Source organism: Pseudodesulfovibrio pelocollis, assembly GCF_030282845.1.
GTDB lineage: Bacteria > Desulfobacterota > Desulfovibrionia > Desulfovibrionales > Desulfovibrionaceae > Pseudodesulfovibrio > Pseudodesulfovibrio pelocollis.
In genome coordinates, this window is sequence record NZ_JASTWE010000020.1 from 37,615 (window position 1) to 61,938 (window position 24,324).

Annotated in this window: 19 protein-coding genes and 2 tRNA genes; 9 read left to right on the plus strand and 12 right to left on the minus strand. The window is 62.3% G+C overall.

All coding sequences use genetic code 11. The annotated features are described in order from the left end of the window. Positions 1 to 2: 2 nt before the first annotated feature. From QQS14_RS08700 to QQS14_RS08750, 11 genes are all read right to left on the minus strand, one after another. Positions 3 to 989, minus strand: a complete 987-nt coding sequence (locus QQS14_RS08700) for a M23 family metallopeptidase (RefSeq protein WP_285906592.1) — start codon at positions 987 to 989, stop codon at positions 3 to 5. Then, positions 986 to 2,413 (minus strand): exodeoxyribonuclease VII large subunit, encoded by a 1,428-nt coding sequence (gene xseA / locus QQS14_RS08705; RefSeq protein ID WP_285906593.1) that lies wholly within the window; start codon positions 2,411 to 2,413, stop codon positions 986 to 988. The genes QQS14_RS08700 and xseA overlap by 4 nt, the downstream gene beginning before the upstream one ends. A 266-nt stretch (positions 2,414 to 2,679) precedes the next feature. Then, on the minus strand, positions 2,680 to 4,419 hold the full coding sequence (locus QQS14_RS08710) for a proline--tRNA ligase (protein ID WP_285906594.1): 1,740 nt from the start codon (positions 4,417 to 4,419) through the stop codon (positions 2,680 to 2,682). A gap of 3 nt (positions 4,420 to 4,422) precedes the next feature. Then, positions 4,423 to 5,493, minus strand: a complete 1,071-nt coding sequence (gene ispG, locus QQS14_RS08715; RefSeq protein WP_285906595.1) for a flavodoxin-dependent (E)-4-hydroxy-3-methylbut-2-enyl-diphosphate synthase — start codon at positions 5,491 to 5,493, stop codon at positions 4,423 to 4,425. 164 nt (positions 5,494 to 5,657) lie between these two features. Next, positions 5,658 to 6,098, minus strand: a complete 441-nt coding sequence (locus QQS14_RS08720; protein ID WP_285906596.1) for a 4Fe-4S binding protein — start codon at positions 6,096 to 6,098, stop codon at positions 5,658 to 5,660. 12 nt (positions 6,099 to 6,110) lie between these two features. Further along, positions 6,111 to 7,190, minus strand: a complete 1,080-nt coding sequence (locus QQS14_RS08725) for a hydrogenase large subunit (RefSeq protein WP_285906597.1) — start codon at positions 7,188 to 7,190, stop codon at positions 6,111 to 6,113. A gap of 11 nt (positions 7,191 to 7,201) precedes the next feature. Then, a complete protein-coding gene (locus QQS14_RS08730) occupies positions 7,202 to 7,570 on the minus strand; it encodes an NADH-quinone oxidoreductase subunit C (RefSeq protein ID WP_285906598.1) in 369 nt (122 codons plus the stop codon). Positions 7,571 to 7,594: 24 nt separating this feature from the next. Next, positions 7,595 to 8,038 (minus strand): NADH-quinone oxidoreductase subunit B family protein, encoded by a 444-nt coding sequence (locus QQS14_RS08735; protein WP_285906599.1) that lies wholly within the window; start codon positions 8,036 to 8,038, stop codon positions 7,595 to 7,597. A 3-nt stretch (positions 8,039 to 8,041) separates the two neighbouring features. After that, positions 8,042 to 8,890, minus strand: coding sequence for a respiratory chain complex I subunit 1 family protein (locus QQS14_RS08740; RefSeq protein WP_285906600.1), 849 nt, complete (start codon positions 8,888 to 8,890; stop codon positions 8,042 to 8,044). Further along, positions 8,890 to 10,782, minus strand: coding sequence for an NADH-quinone oxidoreductase subunit 5 family protein (locus QQS14_RS08745; protein ID WP_285906601.1), 1,893 nt, complete (start codon positions 10,780 to 10,782; stop codon positions 8,890 to 8,892). The genes QQS14_RS08740 and QQS14_RS08745 overlap by 1 nt, the downstream gene beginning before the upstream one ends. Positions 10,783 to 11,112: 330 nt before the next feature. After that, positions 11,113 to 11,790, minus strand: a complete 678-nt coding sequence (locus QQS14_RS08750; RefSeq protein WP_285906602.1) for a phosphoadenosine phosphosulfate reductase family protein — start codon at positions 11,788 to 11,790, stop codon at positions 11,113 to 11,115. Positions 11,791 to 11,874: 84 nt separating this feature from the next. On the opposite strand from QQS14_RS08750, the gene QQS14_RS08755 reads away from it, so the two are divergent. From QQS14_RS08755 to QQS14_RS08770, 4 genes are all read left to right on the plus strand, one after another. Next, positions 11,875 to 12,330, plus strand: a complete 456-nt coding sequence (locus QQS14_RS08755) for a pyridoxamine 5'-phosphate oxidase family protein (protein WP_285906603.1) — start codon at positions 11,875 to 11,877, stop codon at positions 12,328 to 12,330. Positions 12,331 to 12,381: 51 nt separating this feature from the next. Further along, positions 12,382 to 12,458: transfer RNA gene (locus tag QQS14_RS08760), tRNA-Arg, on the plus strand. A 218-nt stretch (positions 12,459 to 12,676) separates the two neighbouring features. Then, positions 12,677 to 12,763: transfer RNA gene (locus QQS14_RS08765), tRNA-Leu, on the plus strand. 151 nt (positions 12,764 to 12,914) lie between these two features. Next, a complete protein-coding gene (locus tag QQS14_RS08770; protein WP_285906604.1) occupies positions 12,915 to 14,600 on the plus strand; it encodes a site-specific integrase in 1,686 nt (561 codons plus the stop codon). Positions 14,601 to 14,752: 152 nt separating this feature from the next. Here the strand turns inward: QQS14_RS08770 and QQS14_RS08775 are convergent, their stop codons facing one another. After that, entirely contained in the window at positions 14,753 to 15,514 is a 762-nt protein-coding gene (locus tag QQS14_RS08775) for an integrase domain-containing protein (RefSeq protein ID WP_285906605.1), read from the minus strand. Positions 15,515 to 15,749: 235 nt separating this feature from the next. On the opposite strand from QQS14_RS08775, the gene QQS14_RS08780 reads away from it, so the two are divergent. Genes QQS14_RS08780 through QQS14_RS08800 form a run of 5 tightly spaced genes read left to right on the plus strand, consistent with a single transcriptional unit; the run spans position 15,750 to position 23,989 of the window. Then, positions 15,750 to 17,705, plus strand: coding sequence for a type I restriction-modification system subunit M (locus QQS14_RS08780; RefSeq protein WP_285906606.1), 1,956 nt, complete (start codon positions 15,750 to 15,752; stop codon positions 17,703 to 17,705). Beyond that, positions 17,705 to 18,697 (plus strand): virulence RhuM family protein/type II toxin-antitoxin system death-on-curing family toxin, encoded by a 993-nt coding sequence (locus QQS14_RS08785; RefSeq protein WP_285906607.1) that lies wholly within the window; start codon positions 17,705 to 17,707, stop codon positions 18,695 to 18,697. The genes QQS14_RS08780 and QQS14_RS08785 overlap by 1 nt, the downstream gene beginning before the upstream one ends. After that, positions 18,697 to 20,043 (plus strand): restriction endonuclease subunit S, encoded by a 1,347-nt coding sequence (locus tag QQS14_RS08790; protein ID WP_285906608.1) that lies wholly within the window; start codon positions 18,697 to 18,699, stop codon positions 20,041 to 20,043. Before QQS14_RS08785 ends, QQS14_RS08790 begins: the two co-directional genes overlap by 1 nt. A gap of 1 nt (position 20,044) precedes the next feature. Further along, the gene (locus tag QQS14_RS08795; protein ID WP_285906609.1) at positions 20,045 to 20,806 is read left to right on the plus strand and encodes a hypothetical protein; all 762 of its coding nucleotides are present in this window, start codon (positions 20,045 to 20,047) and stop codon (positions 20,804 to 20,806) included. A 3-nt stretch (positions 20,807 to 20,809) separates the two neighbouring features. Next, positions 20,810 to 23,989: a type I restriction endonuclease subunit R gene (locus QQS14_RS08800; protein ID WP_285906610.1), complete on the plus strand. Its 3,180-nt coding sequence runs from the start codon at positions 20,810 to 20,812 to the stop codon at positions 23,987 to 23,989. The last annotated feature ends 335 nt before the right edge of the window (positions 23,990 to 24,324 follow it).

The following is a 24,324-nucleotide window of genomic DNA, read 5'->3' on the forward strand; positions in this document are numbered from 1 at the left end:
AATCAATTCAGCATGTCATCAACAGTCATTTTCAATAAAGGTTCCGGGTCCACCAGCCGCCCCAGAACTGATATCGACAGGTGCAGATGCGGCCCGGTGGAACGCCCGGTCATGCCGGTGAGACCGACGACCTGCCCGCGCTGCACGGTGTCGCCTTCCTTGACCATGGGCTTTTCGAGATGAAAATAAAGCGAGATCACCCCGTTGCCGTGGTCCACGTAGACCGAGTTGCCCGCGTAGTAGAAATCGCCCACCAGGATGACCACGCCGTCTGCCACACTCTTGATGGGATTGTTCATGGGCGAGCGGAAATCCAGCCCCCGGTGCGGATTCTTCGGCTTGCCGTTGAGAATGCGCTGCGCCCCGTACGGGCTTGACACCTCGCCTCCCACCGGGCGCTCCAGAGGCAGCCGCCACATCCGCGCAGACGACACGGTTTCCAGGGCCGCCCGGGTCACCTCGCGCTCGGCCCGGATGCGCTCCAGGACCTCGGCGGGCGGGGTGACCATCTTCTCGGGCAGGGTCAGTTCCTGGCGCTGGTACTCGACTGGCACAAGCTGGACGGTGCGCCGCAGAGTGTTCTCCTTGCCGTCGATGGACGCCATGACCACCAGTTCCTCCTTGCCCGGCTTGGCATTGAGCACGTCGGTGCCGAGCATGACCAGAGCCACATGGCGATCATTCCACACCGAGATGGTCGGCACCACTTCCTTCCCCAGCCAGTGGACGGAAACGGTATCAAGGGGCTGATCCGAAGTCAGACGCACCAGAAACGGCTGCCCCACTCCTGCCTGACCGGGCGCGGCCAGCACCAGGGCCGACCCCGGGGCGGATGCCGCCTCGGTTTGGGCCGCCTGGGCCTCGACCGTCTTGGTCAGGGGCACGCCATCCCCTTCCTCCAGGCCGAACCCCTGGGCCGTGACCGTGAGGGGAAGCATGGGCAGAACCAGTGTCGCCAACAGAAAAACCAAGGATGCAAGCCGCTTCATTCCTTCTCCCGCGTTTGTATCGACGCATCGATGACCACGGCCGCAACCCGGCCGTCCCGAACCCTGATATCAAGCGCATCGCCCGGCGTCACCTCTTTCGGGCCGCGCAAAAATTCTCCGGTGCGCCCGACGCGGATCAGGGCGTAGCCGCGCTCAAGGGGTGCCTCGGGGTCAAGCCCGCGCAGCACGGCGGCAAGCATCGCCAGATCGCGCTCGCGCCTTTGGTGCAGGGCCAGCATGGCCCGCTCCATGCGGCGGCACAGGCTCACCACCTCGTCACCCCCCCGGTCCACCCGGGCAGGGCCAAAGGCGCGGGCGAGCCTTTCTACACTCGCGGCAAGCGTGCGTCCGGGAACACGATACACGCCGCGCCCGGCCGCTTCGAGCCTGGGCAGCAGGGAGCGGTGGCGATCCTCCATGCGTCCGAGCCGCTGCGCCGGGGAAAGCCACACCAAGGCGCGGCGCAACTGGCGGAAGGCATCCTCCCTGCCGCGCAGCCATGCCCCGTAGGCCCGGCCAAGGGCCAGTTCCAGGGCGTCCACCCGCTGGGCCAGGGTCTCGCGCCGGGGCCACAATTCCTGGGCCGCGTGGCTCGGCGTGGCCGCCCGTTTGTCGGCCACGAAATCCGCGATGGTCACGTCCGGCTCATGGCCCACACCGGTGAGCACCGGGAGCCGCGCCCGATGGATGGCATCGGCCACTTCCTCGGTGTTGAAAGCCCACAGGTCTTCCAGCGAGCCGCCGCCCCGGATGAGCACCGCCACCTCGGCCCAGCCCTCGGTGTCCACCTGATCAAGGGCTGCCGCGATCTGCCCGGGGGCGCGCTCACCTTGCACCAGAGCCGGATAAATACGAATCTCTCCGCCCGTGCCCCGCTCGGCCGCGATGCGCAGGAAATCGCGGATGGCCGCGCCCGAGGGCGAGGTGATCACCGCCACCCGGGCCGGATTGCGCGGCAGGGCCAGCTTGCGGTCCTCGTCGAAATATCCCTTGTCCGCCAGCTTGCGCTTGAGGGCCTCGAAGGCCATGGCCAGATCGCCCACGCCCTGCGCCTGGACCAACTCGGCCACCAGCTGATACTGGCCGCGCGGCTCGAACACATTGAGCCGCCCGGCGCACAGCACCTCCTGGCCCCCTTCCAGCGCATCCCCGGCCAAGGCGGTCGCCTCGCCCTCCTCCACCTCGCCGGTCAGGGGGTTGACCCGCTCGCCCTCGCGCTCCACCGGCTCGGCCGACCGCTGGGCCGACTTGAACCAGACCACGGACAGGGCGGCGTCGCCGTCGGTCAACGTAAAATACACATGCCCGCTGGCCGGGCGCGCCAGATTCGTCACCTGCCCGCGCACCCAGACAAAGGGAAACTCCGCCTCAAGCAGATTCTTGACGGAGCGCGTCAGTTCGGAAACGGTAAAGATGACGGACAAATCACTGCCTCCAAATCACGTCCATGAACGCCTCCCGGGACATCCGCCACCCCGGAGGCACTGCCCGGCCAATGTGCGCTTCATACCATCCCGCCCCACCACCGCACAACCGCCAATCTCCTCCCCAAAAAAAACACCCGTCGGCCAGCCTGTCCCGAAGGGCAGGCTGGCCGACATACTCAGCGCCGCAGGCTCGCCTGGGGTCCAGGGGCCTTAGGCCCCTGGCGGGTCCAGGGCAGCGCCCTGGCCGCCGGAGGCATTCCCCTCTACGCTTCCAGGCCCCAGCGGGTCCAGATTTCCTTGCGCCAGGCGGTGAAGGCCTCGGCAAAGCCGTTGATGGGCAGTTCGATCTTTTCGCCGGTCTTGCGGTCCTTGGCTTCGACGATGCCGTTTGCCAGCCCCTTGCCGCCCAGGACGAGCTGCATGGGGTAGCCGATGAGGTCGGCCTCGGCGAACTTGACGCCGGGGCGCTCCTTGCGGTCGTCGAAGCAGGCGTCCACGCCCAGGGCGATGAGCTGCTGGTAGAGTTCGTCGCCCTTGGCGTCCACGGCCTCGTCCTTGCCGCCCAGGGAGATGAGCACGGCCTCGAAGGGGGCGATGGAGGGCGGGAAGCAACAGCCCGCGTCGTCGTGATTCTGCTCGATGGCCGAGGCCACGATGCGCGAGACGCCGATGCCGTAGCAGCCCATGACCATGTATTGGGTCTTGCCGTTCTCGTCGAGGAAGGTGGCTTCCATCTTCTTGGAATACTTGGTGCCGAGCTTGAAGACATGGCCCACCTCGATGCCCTTGGTGAACTCGATTGCGCTGCCGCACTCGGGGCAGGGGTCGGTGGGCTCGATGAAGCGCAGGTCGGCGAACTTCTCGATTGTGCAGTCGCGGCCCAGGGAGAGGTAGCGGATGTGGGTGTCGGCGGCGTTGGCTCCGGCCACCCAGTCGGTGCCGAGGCACAGTTCGGCGTCGGCGTAGACAGGCACGCCCTCGGCCAGCCCGACCGGTCCGGCAAAGCCGACGGGCGCGCCGGTGAGCTTGCGCACCAGGGCTTCGTCGGCCATCTCGATCTCGTTGCCGCCGATGAGGTTGCGCAGCTTGACGTCGTTGAGCTCGCGGTCCCCGCGCACCAGGGCGGCCACGGGGTCGCCGTCCACCACGAAGAGCAGGGTCTTGACGAGCTTGTCCGGCGTGATGCCGAGGAAGGCGCAGACCTCGGCCACGGTGTGCTGGCCGGGCGTGTCCACCTGCTCGATGGGCGGACACGGGGCGTCGCAGCGGCAGTCGCCAGCGGGTGGGGCCACCATGGCCTTTTCAAGGTTGGCCCCGAACTGGCAGGATTTGCAGGAGGCGATGGTGTCCTCGCCGGTCTCGGCCAGGACCATGAACTCGTGAGAGAAGTCGCCGCCGATGGCCCCGGAGTCGGCCTGGACCGGCTTGAAGCGCAGGCCGATGCGCGAGAAGGCGGCCTTGTACGCCTCGAACATGGCCCAGTAGGACGTTTCGGCCCCGGCCTCGTCGCGGTCAAAGGAGTAGGCGTCCTTCATGATGAATTCGCGGCCGCGCATGAGGCCGAAGCGGGGGCGGATCTCGTCGCGGAACTTGGTCTGGACCTGATAGAGATTGACCGGCAGTTGCTTGTAGGACTTGATCTCGCCGCGCACGAGGTCAGTGATGACCTCCTCGTGGGTGGGTCCGAGGCAGTAGTCTCGGCCGTGGCGGTCCTTGAGGCGCAGCAGTTCCTTGCCGTAGAAGTCCCAGCGGCCGGTCTCCTGCCAGAGGTCGGCGGGCTGGACCATGGGCATGGACACTTCCATGGCCCCGGCCCGGTCCATTTCCTCGCGCACGATGCGGGCCACCTTGTTGATGGCGCGCAGGCCAAGGGGCAGGTAGTTGTAGATGCCGCTGGTCAGCTTGCGGACCATGCCCGCGCGCATCAGGAGCTTGTGGGACACGACCTCGGCATCGGCCGGGTCTTCCTTGAGGGTCGGAATGTAGTAGCGGGAAAGACGCATGTATTATGATCTCCTTTCGTGTAGGAACGCTTCGATTTCTTTCATGAATTCAGGCAGCAGGCGGTCATCGCCCCGCACCTTGCGCACCACCTCGCCCTTGCGGAAGATGATGCCCAGGCCGCGGCCGCCTGCAATGCCGATGTCCGCCTCGCGGGCCTCGCCGGGTCCGTTGACCACACAGCCCATGACGGCCACGGTGAAGACCTCCTCCACCCCGCGCAGGGCTTCCTCCACCTGCTCGGCCAGGGTGATGAGGTTGATCTCGGTGCGGCCGCAGGTGGGGCAGGCGATGATCTCCGGCCCGCGCTGACGCAGGCCCAGGGCGCGCAGGATCTCATAGGCCACACCGATCTCCGCCACCGGGTCGTGGGTCAGGGAGACGCGCAGGGTATCGCCGATGCCCTCCCACAGCAGGATGCCCAGACCCACGGCGGACTTGACCGTGCCGCGCACCAGGGTTCCGGCCTCGGTGATGCCGATGTGCAGTGGGTAGTCCACCCGCGCGGCCATGAGCCGGTAGGCGGCGATGGTGTTGAGCACCGACGAGGTCTTGAGCGAAATCTTGATGTTCGAGAAGCCGCGCCGCTCCAGCATGGCCACGTGGCGCAGGCCGGACTCGACCATGGCCTGCGGCGTGGGGCCGCCGTGGCGGTGCAGCAGGTCTTTCTCCAGCGAGCCGCCGTTGACGCCGATGCGGATGGGCACGCCCCGCTCCTGGGCGGCGCGGACCACGGTGTCCACCTTGGACTCGTCGCCGATGTTGCCGGGGTTGATGCGCAGGCCGTCCATGCCCGCTTCAAGCGCGGCCAGGGCCAGCCGGTGGTCGAAATGGATGTCCGCGATGAGCGGCACGGGCGAGTCGGCGCGAATGGCCGCAAGGGCGGCAGCGGCCTTGTCGTCGGGCACGGCCAGGCGCACGATCTCGCACCCGGCTTCTGCCAGGCGGGTGATCTGGGCGACAGTGCTCAGCACGTCGCGTGTATCGGTGTTGCACATGGACTGGACGCGGACCGGGTTGTCGCCCCCGATGCCCACGCCGCCCACGTCCAAGACCCTGGTGCGCTTTCTCTCCATAAGGATTGGAAAGGTACGCGATTTCCCGGCGCAAGCCAAGAGGGGCGGCCCATGCCCTTTTTGGCATGAGCACCGTTGTGACCGGACAGCCTTGGCATGGCCAGCACACAGGAACGCCCCGGCCTCAGGCGAGACCGGGGCGTTTTTCATTGCCGGTATTTCCGCTATTTCTTCTTGGCGTCAGCCTTTTTGGACTCGCCCTTGTCGGCGTCGTCAGCCTTCGGCTCGGCCTCGGCCTTGGGGGCGGCCTCGGCGGCCTTCTTCTTGGGCTTGGGCGGCTCGCCCTTCTCGACCATCATGATCCGCTCGGTCATTGGCTTGCGGTGCACATCCTTCATGTGCAGGCACTTGGTCGGGCAGGTGTCGCGGCAGATGCCGCAATAGACGCAGGCGTGGGGATCGCAGGACCACAGGCCCTGCTCCTTGTCCACCTCGATGCACTGGCTGGGGCACTTGCGGGCGCAGGTGCCGCAGAAGATGCAGGCGTCGATGTCTATGTACAGCTCGCCCCGGTAGTTGGGGAACGGCTCGCGCACGGTGAAGGGATACAGGCGTGTGGCCGGTTTCTTCAGCAGGTTCTTGATGACCGTGGGTGTGAACAGCATATCGGTCCCTCCTTAACGTTCGGTGCAGCTGATGCACGGGTCAATGGCAAGGACGATGACCGGCACGTCGGCCAACTCGCAGCCGGGCAGCATGGCCAACAGCGGCGGGATGTTGGCGAATGTGGGCGTGCGGATGCGCAGCCGGTCAAGATGCTTGGTGCCGTTGCCCTTGATGTAGTAGACGCACTCGCCGCGCGGCTGCTCCACCCGCATGTAGACCTCACCCTCGGGCGGGTTGCCCTTGACCTTGGCGGCCAGCTCGCCCTCGGGCAGCTTGGCGATGGCCTGGCGCACGAGGTCGATGGATTGCAGGGTCTCGCGGAAGCGGACCGTGGAACGCGCCCAGCAGTCGCCAGAGGTCTCGACCACGGGTTCGAAGTCGAGCTCCGAGTAGCCGCCATAGCCGAGCATGCGCATGTCCTGGGCCACGCCCGAGCCGCGCAGGGTGGGACCGGCAGCGCCCAGAAGGTAGGCGTTCTCCTTGGAGAGCACGCCCACGCCCACGGTGCGGGCCTTGACCGTGTAGTCATTCATGATGGTGTCCTGTAGGGCGCGGACTTCCTTCTCCACGATGTCGATCTCGCCGAGAATCCAGCGGATCTGTTCCGGGGAAAGGTCGGCGCGCACGCCGCCGATGACGTTCACGGATACGATGACGCGGCTGCCGGTGGTGGCCTCGTTGATGTCCATGATCCGCTCGCGGACCTTCCAGAACTGCATGAACAGGGACTCGAAGCCAAAGGCGTCGGCAAAAAGGCCCAGCCACAGCAGATGCGAGTGGGTGCGGTGCAGCTCGGACCAGATGACGCGCAGCATCTCGGCGCGCTTGGGTACCTCCACCTCCATCAGCTCCTCGATGGCCTGCGAGTAGCAGACCGCGTGGATCATGGAGCAGATGCCGCAGACGCGCTCGCACACCTGAATCATCTGGTGGTAGTCGCGGATTTCAGCCAGCTTTTCCAGGCCGCGGTGGACATAGCCCAGGGCCGGGATGGCCTCCTTGACGATCTCGTCCTCGACCTTGAGGGTCAGGTGGACGGGTTCGGGCAGGACGGGATGCTGCGGGCCGAAAGGAATAACAGTGGTAGCCATGTCAGCCTCCCTTATTTCTTGGGCTCGATCTTGACGTTGGAGACCAGCGGAACCTGGGTCACCTCCGGGTCGAGATAGAGCGTGCGGTTGAAGTCAAGGACCAGGCCGTCGAACTTGACGTCCCACTGGTCGCGGATCTCGTTCTCCACCAGCAGCGCGGCGAAGTAGACGCCGGAGACGCTCGGAATGGGCGCATCGCGCTTGACCGTCAGCCGCAGGTGGGTGGTTTCGAGGTTCTTGTCGAAATGATACAGGATGCCAAGCCCGTCCTCGTCCACCTGATAGGTGGAAAACGTGACCAGCCTGTGGCCGTCGTTCTTCATTTTCATGACTTCGCCGACAACGGTGTCGGTCGTCACATTGATCACTTTACCTTTCACGATATATCACCTCGTGCGGACAGCCTATTCGGCTTCTTCCACTTTTTGAGCGAACTTGCCCAGGCCGACGACAACGCCGTCGATGATGGCCTCGGGCTTGGCCGGGCAGCCGGGAACATAGACATCCACGGGGATGACCTTGTCGATGCCACCGACCACATTGTAGGCATCGCGGAACACGCCGCCGGTATTGCCGCAGGCGCCGATGGCGATGACGGCCTTGGGCTCGGGCATCTGGTCGTAGATGTTCTTGAGCACCTTCTTGTTGCGGTGGTTGACCGTGCCGGTCACCAGCAGCACGTCGGCGTGCTTGGGGTTGCCCACGTTGATGATGCCGAACCGCTCCACGTCGTAGAGGGGGGTCAGGCAGGCCAGAACCTCGATATCGCAGCCGTTGCAGCTACCGCAGTCAAAATGCATGATCCACGGGGACTTGGCGCGAGATTTCTTGATGAATGAACCGAACATGACTTACCCCGCGTACAGCCAGATGAGGTTAACAACGGACATGCCCATGCCAAGCAGCCAGACGCGCTTGAGCATCCAGCGCCAGGTCATGCGGGCCATGGTGTTGTCCACAAGGATTTCCAGGGCGTAGGTGCCAAGCAGCAGCGCCGCCATCCAGAACACGTTGGTGGACCAGAACAGGGCGCACAGGCCGAGTATCAGCACGGTCTCGTACCAGTGGGCGATCTCGACCAGGGCCAGATACGGCCCGGAGTACTCGGTGAGCACACCCTTGACCAACTCCTGGTGCCCGTGATGGGAGGTGGAGAAGTCAAAAGGCGACTTGCGCAGCTTGATGGTCAGGGCGTAGCCCAGGGCCAGGTACAGGAGCGGCATCTTGGCCAGCAGAGGCTGTTCAAGCTCCCACACGGCGCTGATGGAGAAGCTGCCCGTGACCAGATAGATGCCCACGAACACGAGGATGAGCACCGGCTCGTAGGCCAGGATCTGCATCAGCTCGCGCTGCGCGCCCACCTGGGAAAACGGCGACTTGGCAGACATGGCACCCATGACCAGGAAGACCGCGCCCACGGCCTGGACAAAGAAGATCACCAGCAGGTCGCCCTGGGCGAAGAACAGGCCCACGGACACGGCGGCCGCGATGAGGTAGACCCAGGCGCAGAGGATCTGCCACTGGTTGACGACCATCTTCTCTTTGCCGAGCAGCTTGGCCACGTCGTAGAAGGACTGCATGATCGGTGGGCCCTGGCGGGACTGGAACCAGGCGGTGACCCGGCGATCCAGACCGGCGACCAGACCGCCGATGACCGGACCGGCCACAAGGCCGATGATGACGAGAATAAGCGTATCCATTAGAGAGCCCCCCCCAGCATGAGCACGATCAAGGCGACCGCCAGCGCGTTGAAGACGGGCGTGAGCTTGCCTTCGGCGAACAGCTCGCCCAGGTACATGTTACCAGCCGAGAACGGAACAGGGCCGTTCATGGGTCCGATGTAGGTTCCTTCCTCGCCCGCATTGGAGCCGGAGAGATAGGGAGCCACGATCTTGACCTTGCGGAACCCGCTCGCCGCCTTGACCGCGTAGAGCGCGCCAAGACCCAGGGCCAGGAACAGCGGGACCACTGCAAAGGAGCCGGTGGCCGCGTTCAGGGAGCCGAAGCTCAGGGCAAAGGGCGGCGCGTTGAACATGGGGGCCAGCATGGAGTTGTATATCCACGGCGAGGCCAGGGAGAGGACCACCGCGCCCAGGCACAGGGTCATGAGCGGCAGGCTGATGAGAGCCGCCTGCTTCTCGCGGGCCGCGCCCGCCTCGCGGGAGGCCATAAGCAGGCCGCCCCAGCGCGCCCAGTAGACCATGGTCAGGGCCGAGCCCATGGCCAGCATGATGATGACATAGATGTTGGCGGCTCCAGCCTCCAGAGCCATCCACTTGCCCATGAGCACGCCAAAGGGCGGCAGGAGCATGGTCAGGATGCCGATGATGGTGATGGTCGCGGTGCGCGGGAACTTGGCATACAGCCCGCGCATGTCCTCGATGTCGCGCGAGCCGATGGCCTGCTCGATGGTGCCCACGCACAGGAACAGCAGCGACTTGGAGATGGCGTGGAAGAGGATGAGCAGCACGGCCGCAGTGATGGCCAGCGGAGTGTTGAGGCCCGCACAGCAGATGATCAGGCCCAGGTTCGAGACCGTGGAGTAGGCCAGGATCTTCTTGCCGTTTGATTGACCGATGCACAGGGCGGCACAGGCCAGGAAGGTAAAGGCACCACACACGGCCACGCCGTCTGAGAGCAGCGTGCCCGAATAGGCCGGAGCAAAGCGCAGCACGACATAGACACCCGCCTTGACCATGGTCGAGGAGTGCAGCAGGGCCGAAACCGGGGTGGGCGCGACCATGGCACCCAGCAGCCAGCTCTGGAACGGCACCTGGGCCGCCTTGGTGAACCCGGCCAGGCACAGGAAGCCGACGCCCGTGACCATCAGCGCGCCCTGGGGACCGCCCGCCAGGATGGCCGAGATGTCGAGGGTGCCCACCTTGGAGTAGACGAGCATCATGCCGATGACAAAGGACAGACCGCCCAAGGAGTTCATCCACAGGGCGCGGACCGAATTCTTGATGGCGATCTCGGTGCGGTCATGCCCGATGAGCATGAAGGAGCACAGGGTGGTCACCTCGAAGAAGAAGTAGAGCCACAGGATGTTGTTGGAAAGCACCAATCCGTTCATGGCACCCAGGAAGAGCAGCATGAAAAAGAAGAATTGCGGCTGGCGCGACTTCTTCAGGTGCAGATGCTCTTCATGTTCCTTCATATAAGGAATGGCGAAGATGCAGATCAGGGAACCGATGATGGACACCACCAGAACCATGATCAGAGATATCTGATCAACGGCAAAAGCGGGGACCTCGGCAGACTTGACCATGATCAGCTCGAACCAGGCGAGAAGCGCGGCCTGGGCCAGGGTGAAGCCCTGGATCAGCAGACTCTTGTGCTTCACACCATACATGAAGATGACACCAAGGAGTGCGAAATCCAGAACCGCAATCAGGAAATCGCTGGGGATGCCGAGGACCGACCCCACGGTCAACGGCTGGGTCTCCTGCCCGAGCAGCGCCAGCGACGCGGCCGTGAGGATCGCGCCGGTGGCCAGCACGGTCAGCGTCCGCACGGCGCTTGACCGTACGAAATAGCAGACCGCAGCTGCCACTGCGGGAAGAAGAATCAAAAGAAAGAGCAGATTCGACATGATGACCTCGTTTCAGAAGAGTGACACGAGTACACCGGTCGCCGGAAAACAGTTCACCTCCAACCGTTTTCGGCTACGAATGCACCAAACCCTTAGCCTAGTAACCAAGGGCTATTAGGTGAAGTGAAGTGATTGGTCAAGGTCCCTGCGACGAAAAATCGCCCGCCAAGGCGATTCTCTAACCGCCCTTACTTTTTTGTAAAATCAACTGAGCACAATTGTGTCAATCCAGGGGCGGCCGCAAGGCGCGAGTATCAGAAGAAAAAAAATCCCGGCCGAAACCGGGACTTTTTCCCGGCCATGGCCAGGGAGTCGATTCCGATGGTCCGCTCAAAAATATCCAAGCCCGGTCAGGGTGCGCATGACCCGTTCCTTGGCCTGGTCGCGTCCGCCCCGCTCGCCCTGGCCGGTGCCAGGCGCGGCAGTGCACGGGCGGCAACCCAGCGAGCGGTATCCCTGATCGTACAGCGGACAGTGCGGCAGGCCGAACTGGGCGTGGAAGGCCCAGATGTCGGTCTCTGTCCAGTCGAGAAGCAGGTTGACCATGATATGCGGGGGATCATGGCGAACCTCAATGGAGGCACGATCGTTCCTGTCCGGGTGTTCGTCCCGGCGGATGCCGCTGATCAGGTGGCTGGTGCCGGTCTCGCACAGGGCGCGGCCCAGCGGCTCGATCTTGAGGGCGCGGCAGCAGGCGACCACATCGCGGGCCACCCGATGATCCCCCACCTGGCCGGTTGGCCGGGCCACATGGAGGTCCACCCTCCACTCCCGGGCCAGCCTGTCGCGAAAGGCGATGATCTCCGGGAACTTGTGGCCGGTGTCCACAGTGATGGCCCGGGCCGGGCCCAGGCCGTGATGGGCAAGGACGGCCCGCCACAGGAACAGGGCCACGGTCGAGTCCTTGCCTCCGGTCCAGGCCACGCGGACACGGGCCGGGTCCGCCTCCCCGAGCAGGCCGGTCAGCAGGCCCTCGGCGGCGCGTATGGCATGGTCGAGCACGGGCATGGCATCTCCCCGGGCCGGGAAAAAAGCTCCCGACCCCATGGTTTTATAATGGCGGTCCTGCGTGGACTGCCCTACACGTTTTCCATGAGCAAGGACAAAATGCAACTCATCGACGAGCTGATCCTCGGGCAGGAACTGTGCGTGCTGGCCACCTCCGACGGTCAGGAGCCCCACGCCTCCCTCATGACCTACCTCCTGGACCACGCGTCCATGAAGTTCTTCTTCCTGACGCGCAAGGCATCGCGCAAGAGCCGCAACCTGCGCAAATGCGCCCATGTGAGCCTGCTCATTGACAACCGCGCCACCCACCTGCCCCACTCGCCCGACACGGCCCTGGCCCTGACCATCCACGGCGTCCATGTCCCTCTGCGCAAGGACCAGACCATTGACGCCATTGTCAAACGATTCATCATGAAATACCCATACATCCAGGAATTTGCCCTGCACCCTGATACCGAACTTATCCGCATCCAGGCCCGCAGCGCCACCCTGCTCCAGGGTTTTGAGGACAAATACGAAACCAAATTCGAGAATTCCTAAAAAATTGCTTGACCTCCCGCCGGGCTTGAGCATAAACAGGTCTTCCTTTGCGCGCCCGTAGCTCAGCTGGATAGAGTGCCGGACTACGAATCCGTAGGTCAGAGGTTCGAATCCTCTCGGGCGCGCCATAAAAGCACAGGAACCCCGGACAAACCCGGGGTTCCTTTTTTTGTGCGCGCAACTGCGGCCATCACGCTTCAGACACAGTCGCCAACCGCCAGGAACACGCAACAATTCAAGCCCATAGCCCCGGCTCCAAACCTATCACCCCTCCTTGGCGCAAATGAATGCACTCGCCTGTTGACATGCGACCCGGGTGCGGCTATTTCTACCTTCCTCTGAACGTGCCGAAGTGGTGGAATTGGTAGACACGCTAGGTTCAGGGTCTAGTGGGGGTTCCCCCGTGGAAGTTCGAGTCTTCTCTTCGGCACCAGAATGATCAAGGGTTGCGGCTAACAGGCTGCAACCCTTTTTCTTTTTTATCCGGCAAGTTACGCGATTGTCTTCTTTCGGCGTGATTTGACCCCTCTGGGTCAAAGTGGTGGGTCAAAGCACCCGGAATCGTCTGTCGCCGGAGACGTCACATGCCGCGAATCGCTCGCTCCCCGAATCACCTTTACTTGAAAGGCACGACCTACTACTTTCGTCACGTTGTCCCGAGCGCCCTGCGCCACTCGCTGGGCCGCTCCGAGATCAGGATGTCCCTGCGCACGGGATACCTGGCCGAAGCAAGGCCAAAGGCCCGAATCCTGGCCTCCGGCGTAAAACAAGTCCTGACCAGGATACAAGACGGTGAGCTCGCCATGGATGATTTTGACCGCATCAAGCTCTTTCTGCGGGATTTCCTTGAACGCTTCCTCAAGGAGAATGAGCAGATATCCATCAACAACCTGACCCCGCCCAATCCGATTCTGCAATACGTGCCGGGAAAGACGGAAGAACTCATCGACCACCTGAAAGGGCTTCTGGTCTCCCGCGACTACGACACCATGCGGGAATACATGGTTCTCGCCGCCGAGGGAGACGTTTTCGGGCCGCCCCAGTCCTTTGACCTGACGGATGAGTTCGCCCACGAATTCACGAAAGCCCTCATCGCCTACTACCGGATTATCAGCCATCGCGCCGAAGGCGACTATGCCTTTGAAAACACCATTCTGCAGCCTGAACCAGCGGCTCCACAGCCTGCACACGAAACCAAGTCCCAAATCGTGCTTTCCGAGGCCCTGAAACGCTACAAGGCGGACAGGATCGCCGCCAAACGCTGGAGTGAGGGCAGTGCCGATGACATCCTGTCCACGCTCAACAGCCTGACCGACATCCTCGGCGACATTCCGGTGGACGAAGTGGACCGGCAAGCTGTGCGCCATGTACGGGATACCCTGCTCCAGCTCCCCCGGTTCCGAAACAGCAAACGCTTCAAAGCGCTAACCATTGAAGAAATGGTTGCCCTTGAACCGGACAAGACGATTGCCGTCAGCACCGTGAATAACAATCTGACCAACATTTCATCATTTTTGACATGGTGCGAGGATGAGCAGCTTATTCCCGCCAACCCAGCTCACCGTCTGAAGATAAAAGAAGAAAAGCCGGAAACGGAACACCGCTCCCCGTACACGACCAAGGACTTGAAAAACATCTTCAACGCGCCTCAATATGTTGAAGACACATTCCTGCATCCGTCCGACTTCTGGTGCCCCATTCTTTCCCTTTTCACGGGCGCACGGCGTGAAGAGGTGTGCCAACTCCACATTGAAGATGTCCGTCAGGAAGAAGGGCTGTGGGTGCTGGATGTCAACAAGAAAAGGAATGTTCATGGGTTCGCCAACAAGAAGCTGAAAAACCCAAGCGCCAAACGCCTTCTCCCGCTTCATCCCTTCCTCGTTGAAACGTTGCGCTTCCCGGAGTTTGCCCGACAACAGGCCGAAAAGGGGCACCTGCGGGTCTTCCCCGAACTCGTCAAGATCAAAGAAAACTACGGCCACAAGCTTGGCGAAAGATTCAGCTATTTCAAAAAATCCATCGACCTGGAGGAAGCAGATGGTGTTAAGGATTTTCACAGCTTGCGGCATACGTTCTCCAACTTCTTCAAGCAGAAGAAAATGCAGGACGACCCGTTCGAACAAACCTTTGGCCACAAACTCAAGAAAATGTCCGCTGAAAGATATGGAGGACGTTTCCCGGCCTCCATGTGCTTCGAGGAGGTCATCGCCCACCTCGACTACGGGGTGGACCTGTCTCATCTGGCAAAATCGAAATTCGTTTCCAGGTAACGGACCTCATTTGGCGATAGTCCTTTCCTCCAGTCGGCCCCAAGCCGACTGGAGGAAAGGACGGTTCCATGGAGGAGACACAGCGCCCGAGCGGTGTGTCTCCTTCATGGAACCTCACACATAAGCGGAAACCCCGCCGAAGCGGGGTCTTGTTACTGACTGCTGCCAAGGTAGGCATCGGACACATCCCGCCGTCCTGCGGAATGTCCTGCGGTCACTTCAATGTCGTCACGGGCTTCAGCGTCGAGCCGGGGCCATTCGTCCCCTGCCGTGGTCTGTGCGGCCTTCTGGAAGGCTTCCAAGGATTCGTGCTGGTTGGGCGGCTGAAAACCCGTGTGCTCGACGTACATGCGGTGGAACCGTTCATGGCGGTTGCTGTGCAGGGTCCACCCGCTATCCTTCTTGGTGAAACCGCACAGTCTGGCCGCATAGGACAGCTTTTCCTGCCACTTGTCGCCCATCCCGCTCGGCATGAGATTATGAATCCCCGGCCTGTCGGATTGGCTGACCCAAGGCAGCGCACGCTCCAGAGCATCCTGCTGCTTGTCGGACAGATTGAACAGCGTCCTGGGCCGTCCCCCCTTGGTCCCGTACCGGACGAGAAGGCTGTGGCCTTCCCTGTCCCAATCCGCGACCAGATCGACTTTCGCCGATTCTTCCCGACGAAGCCCCAGTTCCCATTGCAGGCGGATTTGGGCGGCACACCGGGGACCATATTCATACCCAAGCTCGTTTTCCCCACCATATGACGCCGCAAAACCCTCGCGCAAGCTCCGGCGACAGGATATTTGCTCCTCCCGCCGTTTTTTCCGCGAGCGTGACGCAAGCAGCCGAGACAGCAAGGCCAGGCCCTTCGGGCGTCCGTCTTCGCCGGACGGCCTTGCCATCTCGACTTTGCTTACGTCGTCATCCACGCAGGCGACGGCGAGAGGGATGGCGGGGTCGACTCCGGCTCAAGGGATTAAGGGCATGCTTGATCTGCATTGGCTGGGAATAAACTAACTCGTTGATTTATGGAGTTCATGAACTTGTTACTTAACCGGTGGCCCTTCACGACAGGGAATAAACCCTTGCCCCGGACCTCGCATGGAGGGTACACAATCAGCCAACCGGTATTGATAGCAGACATTCCACCAACGGACAGTGCACATGACCAACTTCTCCGCCACTGCGGCCAACATCTGGGCCGTTGCGGACATGCTCCGCGGCGATTTCAAGCAGTCCCAGTATGGCCGCGTCATTCTCCCCTTCACCCTGCTCCGCCGCCTCGAATGTGTGCTAGAGCCGACCAAGGACGCTGTTCTCGACGCGGCAAAAAAGCACGCGCACATGGGTGACGCGGCCGCGCCGCTCATCAGGAAGGCGGCCAAGCAGCAGTTCTACAACGCCTCGCCCATGACCATGGCGTCCATCGGATCGACGCAGACCCTGGACAACCTTGAGGGGTACGTGCAGGGGTTCAGCGCCAATGCGCGGGAGATATTCGAATATTTCCATTTCTCGGACTATCTGGAGCAGCTCGACGCCTGCGACCTGCTCTACATGGTGACCAAAAAGTTCGCGACCTGGGACCTGAGCCCGGAGGCCATCGACAACCACACCATGGGCCTCGTGTTCGAGGAGCTCATCCGCAAGTTCGCGGAATCGTCCAACGAAACCGCCGGGGAGCACTTCACCCCGCGCGACATCGTGCACCTCGCCACCTCGCTGGTGTTCCTGGACGATGACGAGGTGCTGTCCAAGCCCGGCGTGGTCCGCTCCCTCTACGATCCCACGGCCGGGACCGGCGGCTTTCTCTCCGAGGGCACGGAGATCATGCGCACCCTGAACCCGGATGCCGTGATCAGCGTCCACGGGCAGGAGCTCAACCCCGAGTCCTACGCCATCTGCAAGGCGGACATGCTCATCAAGGGGCAGGACGTGGCCAACATCAAGTTCGGCAACACCCTGTCCGACGACCAGCTCCCGGCGGAGAAGTTCGACTACATGCTCTCCAACCCGCCCTTTGGCGTGGACTGGAAGAAAATCCAGCGCGTGGTGGAGGACGAGCACCGGCTCAGGGGCTTTGCGGGCCGGTTCGGCCCCGGCACGCCGCGCGTGTCCGATGGCTCGCTCCTGTTCCTGCTGCACCTCATCAGCAAGATGCGGCCGGTGAGCGAGGGCGGTTCGCGCATAGGCATCATCCTCAACGGCTCCCCGCTCTTCACGGGCGGGGCCGGGTCGGGCGAGTCAGAGATTCGCCGCCATATACTTGAGAACGATCTGCTTGAAGGCATTGTGGCCCTGCCCACGGACATGTTCTACAACACGGGCATCGCCACCTATGTGTGGGTGCTCTCCAACCGCAAGCCCGCCTCGCGCAGGGGCAAGGTGCACCTGCTCAACGCCACCGAGGTCTTTGCGCCCATGCGCAAGTCGCTGGGCTCCAAGCGGCGGCACATGACCGAGGAGCAGATAGAGGACATCGTCCGCGCCTATGGCGACTGCCTTGAGGACGACAACTGCAAGGTGTTCAACACCACGGCCTTCGGCTACCGGCGCATCACCGTGGAGCGCCCGCTCCAGTTGGCCTTTTTCCCGAAAGACGAGGCCCGCGTGGCCGCGCTCAGGGCGGACAAGCCGTGGGCCAAATGGGATGCCAAGACGCAACGGGCCCTTCTGGACGCCCTGGCCGCGCTGGATGAACGCTATCTCTCCCGCTCCGCCTTCAAGAAGGCGCTCAAGAAGGCCGGGGCCGATGTGAGCGCGGTCCAGTTCAAGCTGCTCCAGAAGCACCTTGGCGAGCACGACCCCGAGGCCGAGGTCTGCAAGGTCAAGGGCAGCCCAGAGCCGGACCCGAACCTGCGCGACAACGAGAACGTGCCGCTCAAGGAGGACATCCGGGAATACTTTGCCCGCGAGGTGCTGCCCCATGTGCCGGACGCGTGGATAGACGAGGCCAAACGGGACGGCAGCGACGGCGAGGTGGGCATCGTGGGCTACGAGATCCCCTTCAACCGCCACTTCTACAAGTATGTACCGCCGCGCCCGCTGGAGGAGATAGACGCGGACCTCGACAAGGTGTCGGCGGAGATCATGCAGTTTTTGCAGGAGGTGCACAGTTGATGCAGCCTGCCGAAGTGGAAGTCTACCAGAACGAGGAAGGGAGTCTCGAACTCCGGGTGCCCGTCCAATGGGAGAGCGTCTGGCTGAACGCCAACCAGATGGCCTTGCTTTTCGGGCGCGACAAGTCCGTTGTTTCCCGCCACATCCGCAATGTGTTTGGGGAAGGGGAGCTGGACGAAGCGGCAACTGTTGCAAATTTTGCAACAGTTCAAAACGAAGGCGGGAGAACGGTTTCCCGCGATATCGCCCACTACAGCCTCGATGTGGTCATCTCGGTTGGATACCGGGTGAAGTCGCAGCAGGGCGTTCGGTTTCGCCAGTGGGCCACGTCCATTTTGCGCGAGCATCTGGTCAAGGGGTATACGGTCGACCAAAAGCGGCTGGCCGAGAATGCGGATGAGCTGACCAAGGCTCTGGAGCTTGTCCGCCGCAGCGCCGGGAGCATCCGGCATATTGAAGAGGGGCAGGGGCTGGTGGATGTCATCAGCCGGTACACCCGGACATTTCTCTGGCTCCAGCAGTATGACGAGGGGCGGTTGGCCACGCCCGAAGGGCAGCGCGGCGGCAGGCTCATGGCCCTGGACGAGGCGCGGGCGGCGCTCGGCACGCTCAAGCGGCAGCTCATGGCCCGGCAGGAAGCCACCGACCTGTTCGCCATGGACAAGGGAGCTGGCCTTGCCGCCATCTGGGGCGCGTTGCAGCAGAGCGCGTTCGGCGAGGATGTCTACCCCTCGGTGGAGAGCAAGGCGGCGCACCTGCTCTACTTCGTGGTCAAGAACCACCCCTTCACGGACGGCAACAAGCGCAGCGCGGCCTTCCTGCTGGTCCATTTCCTGAACGCCAACGGGCGGCTCTTCGACGACAGGGGAGAGTTGGTCGTTAATGAGGCCGGTCTGGCCGCCCTGACCCTGCTGGTTGCCGAATCCGCGCCCAGGGAAAAGGACACAGTGATCCGGCTCATCCTCAACCTCCTGGCCCAGGGAGAACAGTGATGGGCAAGTATCGGGCGTATCCGGAGTACCGGGACTCGGGCGTGGAGTGGCTTGGGGAGGTGCCGAAGCATTGGAAGCGAGTCAGGGTGAAAAACGTGGCAACCTTGAATCCTTCGAAAAGTGCTGTTCGTGGCCTTCCGGAGGACATGGAGGTTTCTTTTCTGCCGATGGATGCCGTGGGCGAACAAGGCGAGTTGGACCTTGCACAATCAAAGCTCCTTGGTGCCGTAATTGATGGGTACACGTATGTCGGGGAAGGAGATGTCATCATTGCGAAGATCACTCCTTGTTTTGAAAACGGGAAAGGGGCTGTAGCCAAGAGTTTAAAGAATGGGATGGCCTTCGCAACTACTGAAGTCATCCCTCTTCGGTGTCATAATGAACGGGATCGCCAGTTCCTCTACTACCTGTTGAGCAGTCCTCCATTTCGCCCTCTTGCTGAAGGCTCAATGTACGGTGCTGGTGGACAAAAACGTGTCTCCGACAACTTTGTCGCCAACTACTCATTCGCCCAACCATCCGAAGAAGAGCGAACCCAAATCGCCACCTTCCTCGACCGCGAGACCGCTAAGATCGACCGGCTGATCGACCGGCAGGAGCAGTTGATCGAACTGCTCAAGGAGAAGCGGCAGGCGGTCATCTCCCATGCCGTGACCAAGGGCCTCGACCCGGATGCCCCCATGAAGGACTCCGGCGTGGAATGGCTCGGGGAGATTCCGGCGCATTGGGAGGTTGTTCAACTTGGGCATGTTGCCATATCTATGCAGACAGGCCCATTTGGTAGCCAGTTACATGCAGAAGACTATTGTGAAGGGGGAACCCCTGTAATCAATCCAGCGCATATGGTTGACGGAAAAATATGTCCCGATGAGAAGTGTGCTGTTGATGAGGAGATGCTCGAACAACTGGCTCACCATCAACTTCGTGCTCAAGACATTGTCTTTGCACGAAGGGGAGAATTGGGGCGGTGTGCTTTGGTAACGGATCATGAGTCTGGATGGCTGTGCGGGACGGGCAGTGTGAAGGTGACTTTGAATATGAGCCGTCTTGCGCCGAAATTCCTGCTGTTGTTCATGGGGACATCTTCGGCAAGGGATGCCTTGTCTCTTATGTCGAAGGGTTCAACGATGGAGAACCTCAACACTGAGATACTTGGCAAATTGAAAATTCCGCTGCCTCAAATGGATGAGCAGGTGCGAATTGTTGGTGTTCTTGGGGAACGCCTCAAAAAGATCGCACTCCTACGGGAAAAGGTCGAAAGCGCAATTGCTCTCCTCCAAGAGCGCCGCACCGCCCTCATCTCTGCGTCTGTTACCGGCAAGATCGACGTGCGGGTGGCGGTGTAGGGTGAGCCAGCCGCGCGGCAGCTTCAAGCATGTGCTCGACCTGCTCGATTCCGGCAGGTTCGCGGCCGCCATGACCGGGCTGCTCGGCGGGCACGGCGTGCGGGTGGGCCAGGGCGATGCCCGGCGGCCCTTGGGGCATGACGACCCGGACGAGTGGACCCTGGAGCACTTTTGCGGCGAGCACTGCCGGGAGCTGTTCGACTGCCACGGCTTTGCCTCGTGGTGGAACATCTCCGGCGGCAAACGGCCCACATGGGACATCCTTGCCACCTGCACCATCCACGGCGATCCCGGCCTGCTGCTGGTGGAGGCCAAGGCCAATGACCGGGAGCTGGACTGGAACGGCAAGGCCGAGCCGGATCAAGCCAACCCCCGAGCGCTCGAAAACCACCGCATCATCGGCCAGTGCATCGACGAGGCCAACACGGCCCTGAACCGCCACATCCCCGGCTTTGCCATCAGCCGCGATACCCACTACCAGCTCTCCAACCGCATCGCCTCGGCCTGGAAGCTGGCCGAGTGCGGCCTGCCCGTGGCCCTGCTCTACCTCGGCTTCACCGGCGACGAGGGCCTGCGCACCGCCACCCGCCACCCCCTGGCCGACCGCGACCACTGGCAACGCCTCATGGGCGCATACCTGCACGGGACCGTGCCGCACCATTTCCCAGGCACGGTCATTCATGGTAGCGGGAAAGCCACCATGCGCATGCTGATCGAGGCATTGCCGGTTATGGAAATATCACCGCCAGCCCAGGAGCATTGACCCATGCCCGACGCACTCGAAAACACCTTTCAGCAGGACATCGTCAACGCCCTGGTTGCCGGGGGCTGGCGTTTGGGCACCTCGGCGGGGTATGACCGCGAGCACGCGCTGTATCCCGAGGACGTGGTGGGCTTCATGAGCGAGGCGCAGCCCGACCAGTGGGCCAAGTTCTGCAAGATGTATCCGGAGAATCCCGAGGCATCCATGCTGCGCAGCCTTGCCAGGGCGCTGGACGACAAGGGCACGCTCCAGATCCTGCGCAAGCACTATACGGACCGGGGCGCGCGCATCCACATGTGCCGGTTCAAGCCCGACCACGGGCTCAACGAGGAGACCGAGCGGCAATACGGCTGCAACCGGCTGCGGGTGGTGCCGGAGCTGGTCTACTCGCCCCACGGCTATGTGGGGCGGCTCGATCTGGCCCTGTTTGTCAACGGCATCCCGGTGGCGACCCTGGAGCTCAAGAGCGAGTTCAAGCAGTCGGTGCACAACGCCATCCGGCAATACAAGAAGGACCGCCCGCCCAAAGACCCGCACACCCGCAAGGGTGAGCCGCTGCTTACCTTCAAGCGCGGCGCCCTGGTGCATTTCGCCGTGAGCCAGGAGGATGTGTATATGTGCACCCGGCTGGCCGGGGACGCGTCGCGCTTCCTGCCCTTCAACAAGGGCACCGACGATGGCGGGGCGGGCAATCCGCCGCCCACCGATCCCGACGACTACGCCACCGGGTATCTCTGGCAGGAAGTGCTCCGGCCAGACAACTTCCTGCGCATCCTTGGCCGGTTCCTGCATCTCGAAGTCAAGGAAACCACCGATTGGCAAGGCCGCACGCGCAAGAAGGAGACCATGATCTTCCCGCGCTTTCACCAATGGGACGCGGTCAACCGGCTCATCGACACGGCGCGGGCCGAGGGGCCGGGGCACAAATATCTCATCCAGCACAGCGCGGGCTCGGGCAAGTCCAACTCCATCGCCTGGACCGCGCACCAGCTGTCGTCGCTCCACGATGCCGAAGACGGCAAGGTCTTTGATTCGGTCATCGTCATCACCGACCGCACGGTGCTCGACAACCAGTTGCAGGAGACCATCTACCAGTTCGACCACCGCCGGGGCGCGGTCACACGGGTCAGCCGGGAATACGGCGACGGCTCCAAATCCGAGCAACTGGCGGGCGCGCTGGAAGAGGCCGCAGGCATCGTCATCGTCACCATCCAGACATTCCCCTACGTGCTCAAGCTCCTCCAGGAGCGGACAGCGCTCAAGGGCCGCACCTATGCGGTCATCGCCGACGAGGCCCACTCGTCACAGACAGGCGGCACGGCCCAGAAGCTGCGCGAAGTCCTCAACCTCGAACAGCTCGACCAAGGCGCGGACCTGAGCTCCGAGGACGTGTTGCAGGCCACCCTGGCCTCCCGGCGCGACTCGGACCGCATCAGCTATTTCGCCTTCACGGCCACGCCCAAGCCCAAGACCCTGGAGCTCTTCGGCCGCCGCCCCAGGCCCGACCTGCCCGCCTCGGCCGAGAACATCCCGCAGTCATTCCATGTCTACACCATGCGGCAGGCCATCGAGGAGGGGTACATTCTCGACGTGCTCCGGAACTACACCACCTATTCCATGGCCTACAAGCTGGCCCACACCAATCCAGAAGACGAGCGGGAAGTGGACGCCCGCAAGGGGGCCAGCACCATCGCCAAGTGGGTGCGCCACCATCCCCACAACATCGCCACCAAGGTGGAGGTGATCATCGAGCACTTCCGCACCCGGATCGCGGCCCGGCTGAACGGCCAGGCCAAGGCCATGGTGGTCACGTCCTCCCGGCTGGCTGCCGTGCGCTACAAGCTCGCCTTTGACAAGTACATTGGCGAGCATCCGCAGTGCCAGGGCATTCAGGCCATGGTCGCCTTTTCCGGCGATGTGGAGGATGCCGAGAACGGCACCGGCCCGTTCAATGAAACCAACATGAATCCGACCCTGAAGAAACGGGACATGCGCAAGGCGTTCGACACCGACGAGTATCAGGTCATGATCGTGGCCAACAAGTTCCAGACCGGATTCGATCAGCCCAAGCTCTGCGCCATGTACGTGGACAAGAAGCTGGCCGGGGTGGACTGCGTCCAGACCCTGTCGCGGCTCAACCGCACCTATCCGGGCAAGGACCAGACCTTTGTCCTCGATTTCGCCAACAAGCCCGAGGACATCCTCGCCGCGTTCCAGCCCTACTACAAGGTCGCCAGGCTCCAGGACGTGTCCGACCCGAACCTTGTCTACGAGCTCAAGGACAAGCTCGACGGGCAGGATATCTACCGCTGGGAGGAAGTGGAAGCCTTTGTCGAGGCATTCTTCAACGACAAGGCGTCGCAAGCCCGGCTCATGCGCCACTGCCGCCCGGCGCGGGAACGCTTCGGCATCCGGTACAAGGAAGTCCTGTCCGTTGTCCGAGATGCGGAGGAGGCGTTTCGGGAAGCGAAGAAGACCGGCAACGAGATCGTCATCAAGAACGCCCGGATCAGCGTCTCCGAAGCCAGGAAGGGCAAGGACGTGCTGGACATCTTCAAGCGTGACCTGAAGCGGTTCACGCGGTTCTACGAGTTCGCCTCACAGATCATCGACTTTGACGACCAGGAGCTTGAGAAACTCTCCATCTATGCCCGCCACCTGCTGCCCCTGCTCCGGGAGGAACGCCTTGATGACGAGATCGACCTCTCCGACATCGAGATGACTCACTACCGCCTGGCCAAAAAGCGCGAGGAGCAGATCAAGCTGGAAAACGAGGACGGAACCCTCAGGCCGCCCTCCGACGAAACGGCGTCGGCCAAGGAGCGCGAAACCGAAAGGCTCGCGGAAATCGTGGAGCGCATGAACAGGCTCTTCGACGGCGAGTTCACCGGCGGCGACGCCCTGAGCTACGCCCGGACCATCGTCACCAAGCTGCGCGAGAACGACCGGCTCATGACCGAACTGCGCGTGAACAGCCCGGCCCAGGCCATGCTCGGAAGCTTCCCCCAGGCAGTGGAGGACGCCGTCATCGAGAGCATGGACACGCACGCCGAACTCGCCCGGCAGTTCCTCGGCAGGGAGCGCACCAGAAAAGGCTTCGCCAAGCTGGTGATGGATTTGATTCTGAAGGGTTTTGGAGATCGGGCTCCAGAAGAAAGAGAATTCATCAAACGGCTGCCATAGCGATTGCGGCATGCCATGTTTCCGGTGAGAGAGTGAGCGAAAGGTGCCAACGGCTCATCAAAACAATGCTCGACGTACTCACGATGCCATTGGTGAAGTCTCATCCTTACTCGAAGCCGGAACTTGGCGACAGCGAACAGATATGGGGCACCCCCTTGCTGAAGCCGGGTCAAAATGCTAGGTCATTCCCCATGCACAAAGGACACGCCGAAATAGAATAGACAAATAAAATCAAAGCATTGCCGCTCTGCCGAAAAACGAGAAGTTCCGAGTCTTCTCTTCGGCACCAGAACGATCAAGGGTTGCGGCTAACAGGCTGCAACCCTTTTTCTTTT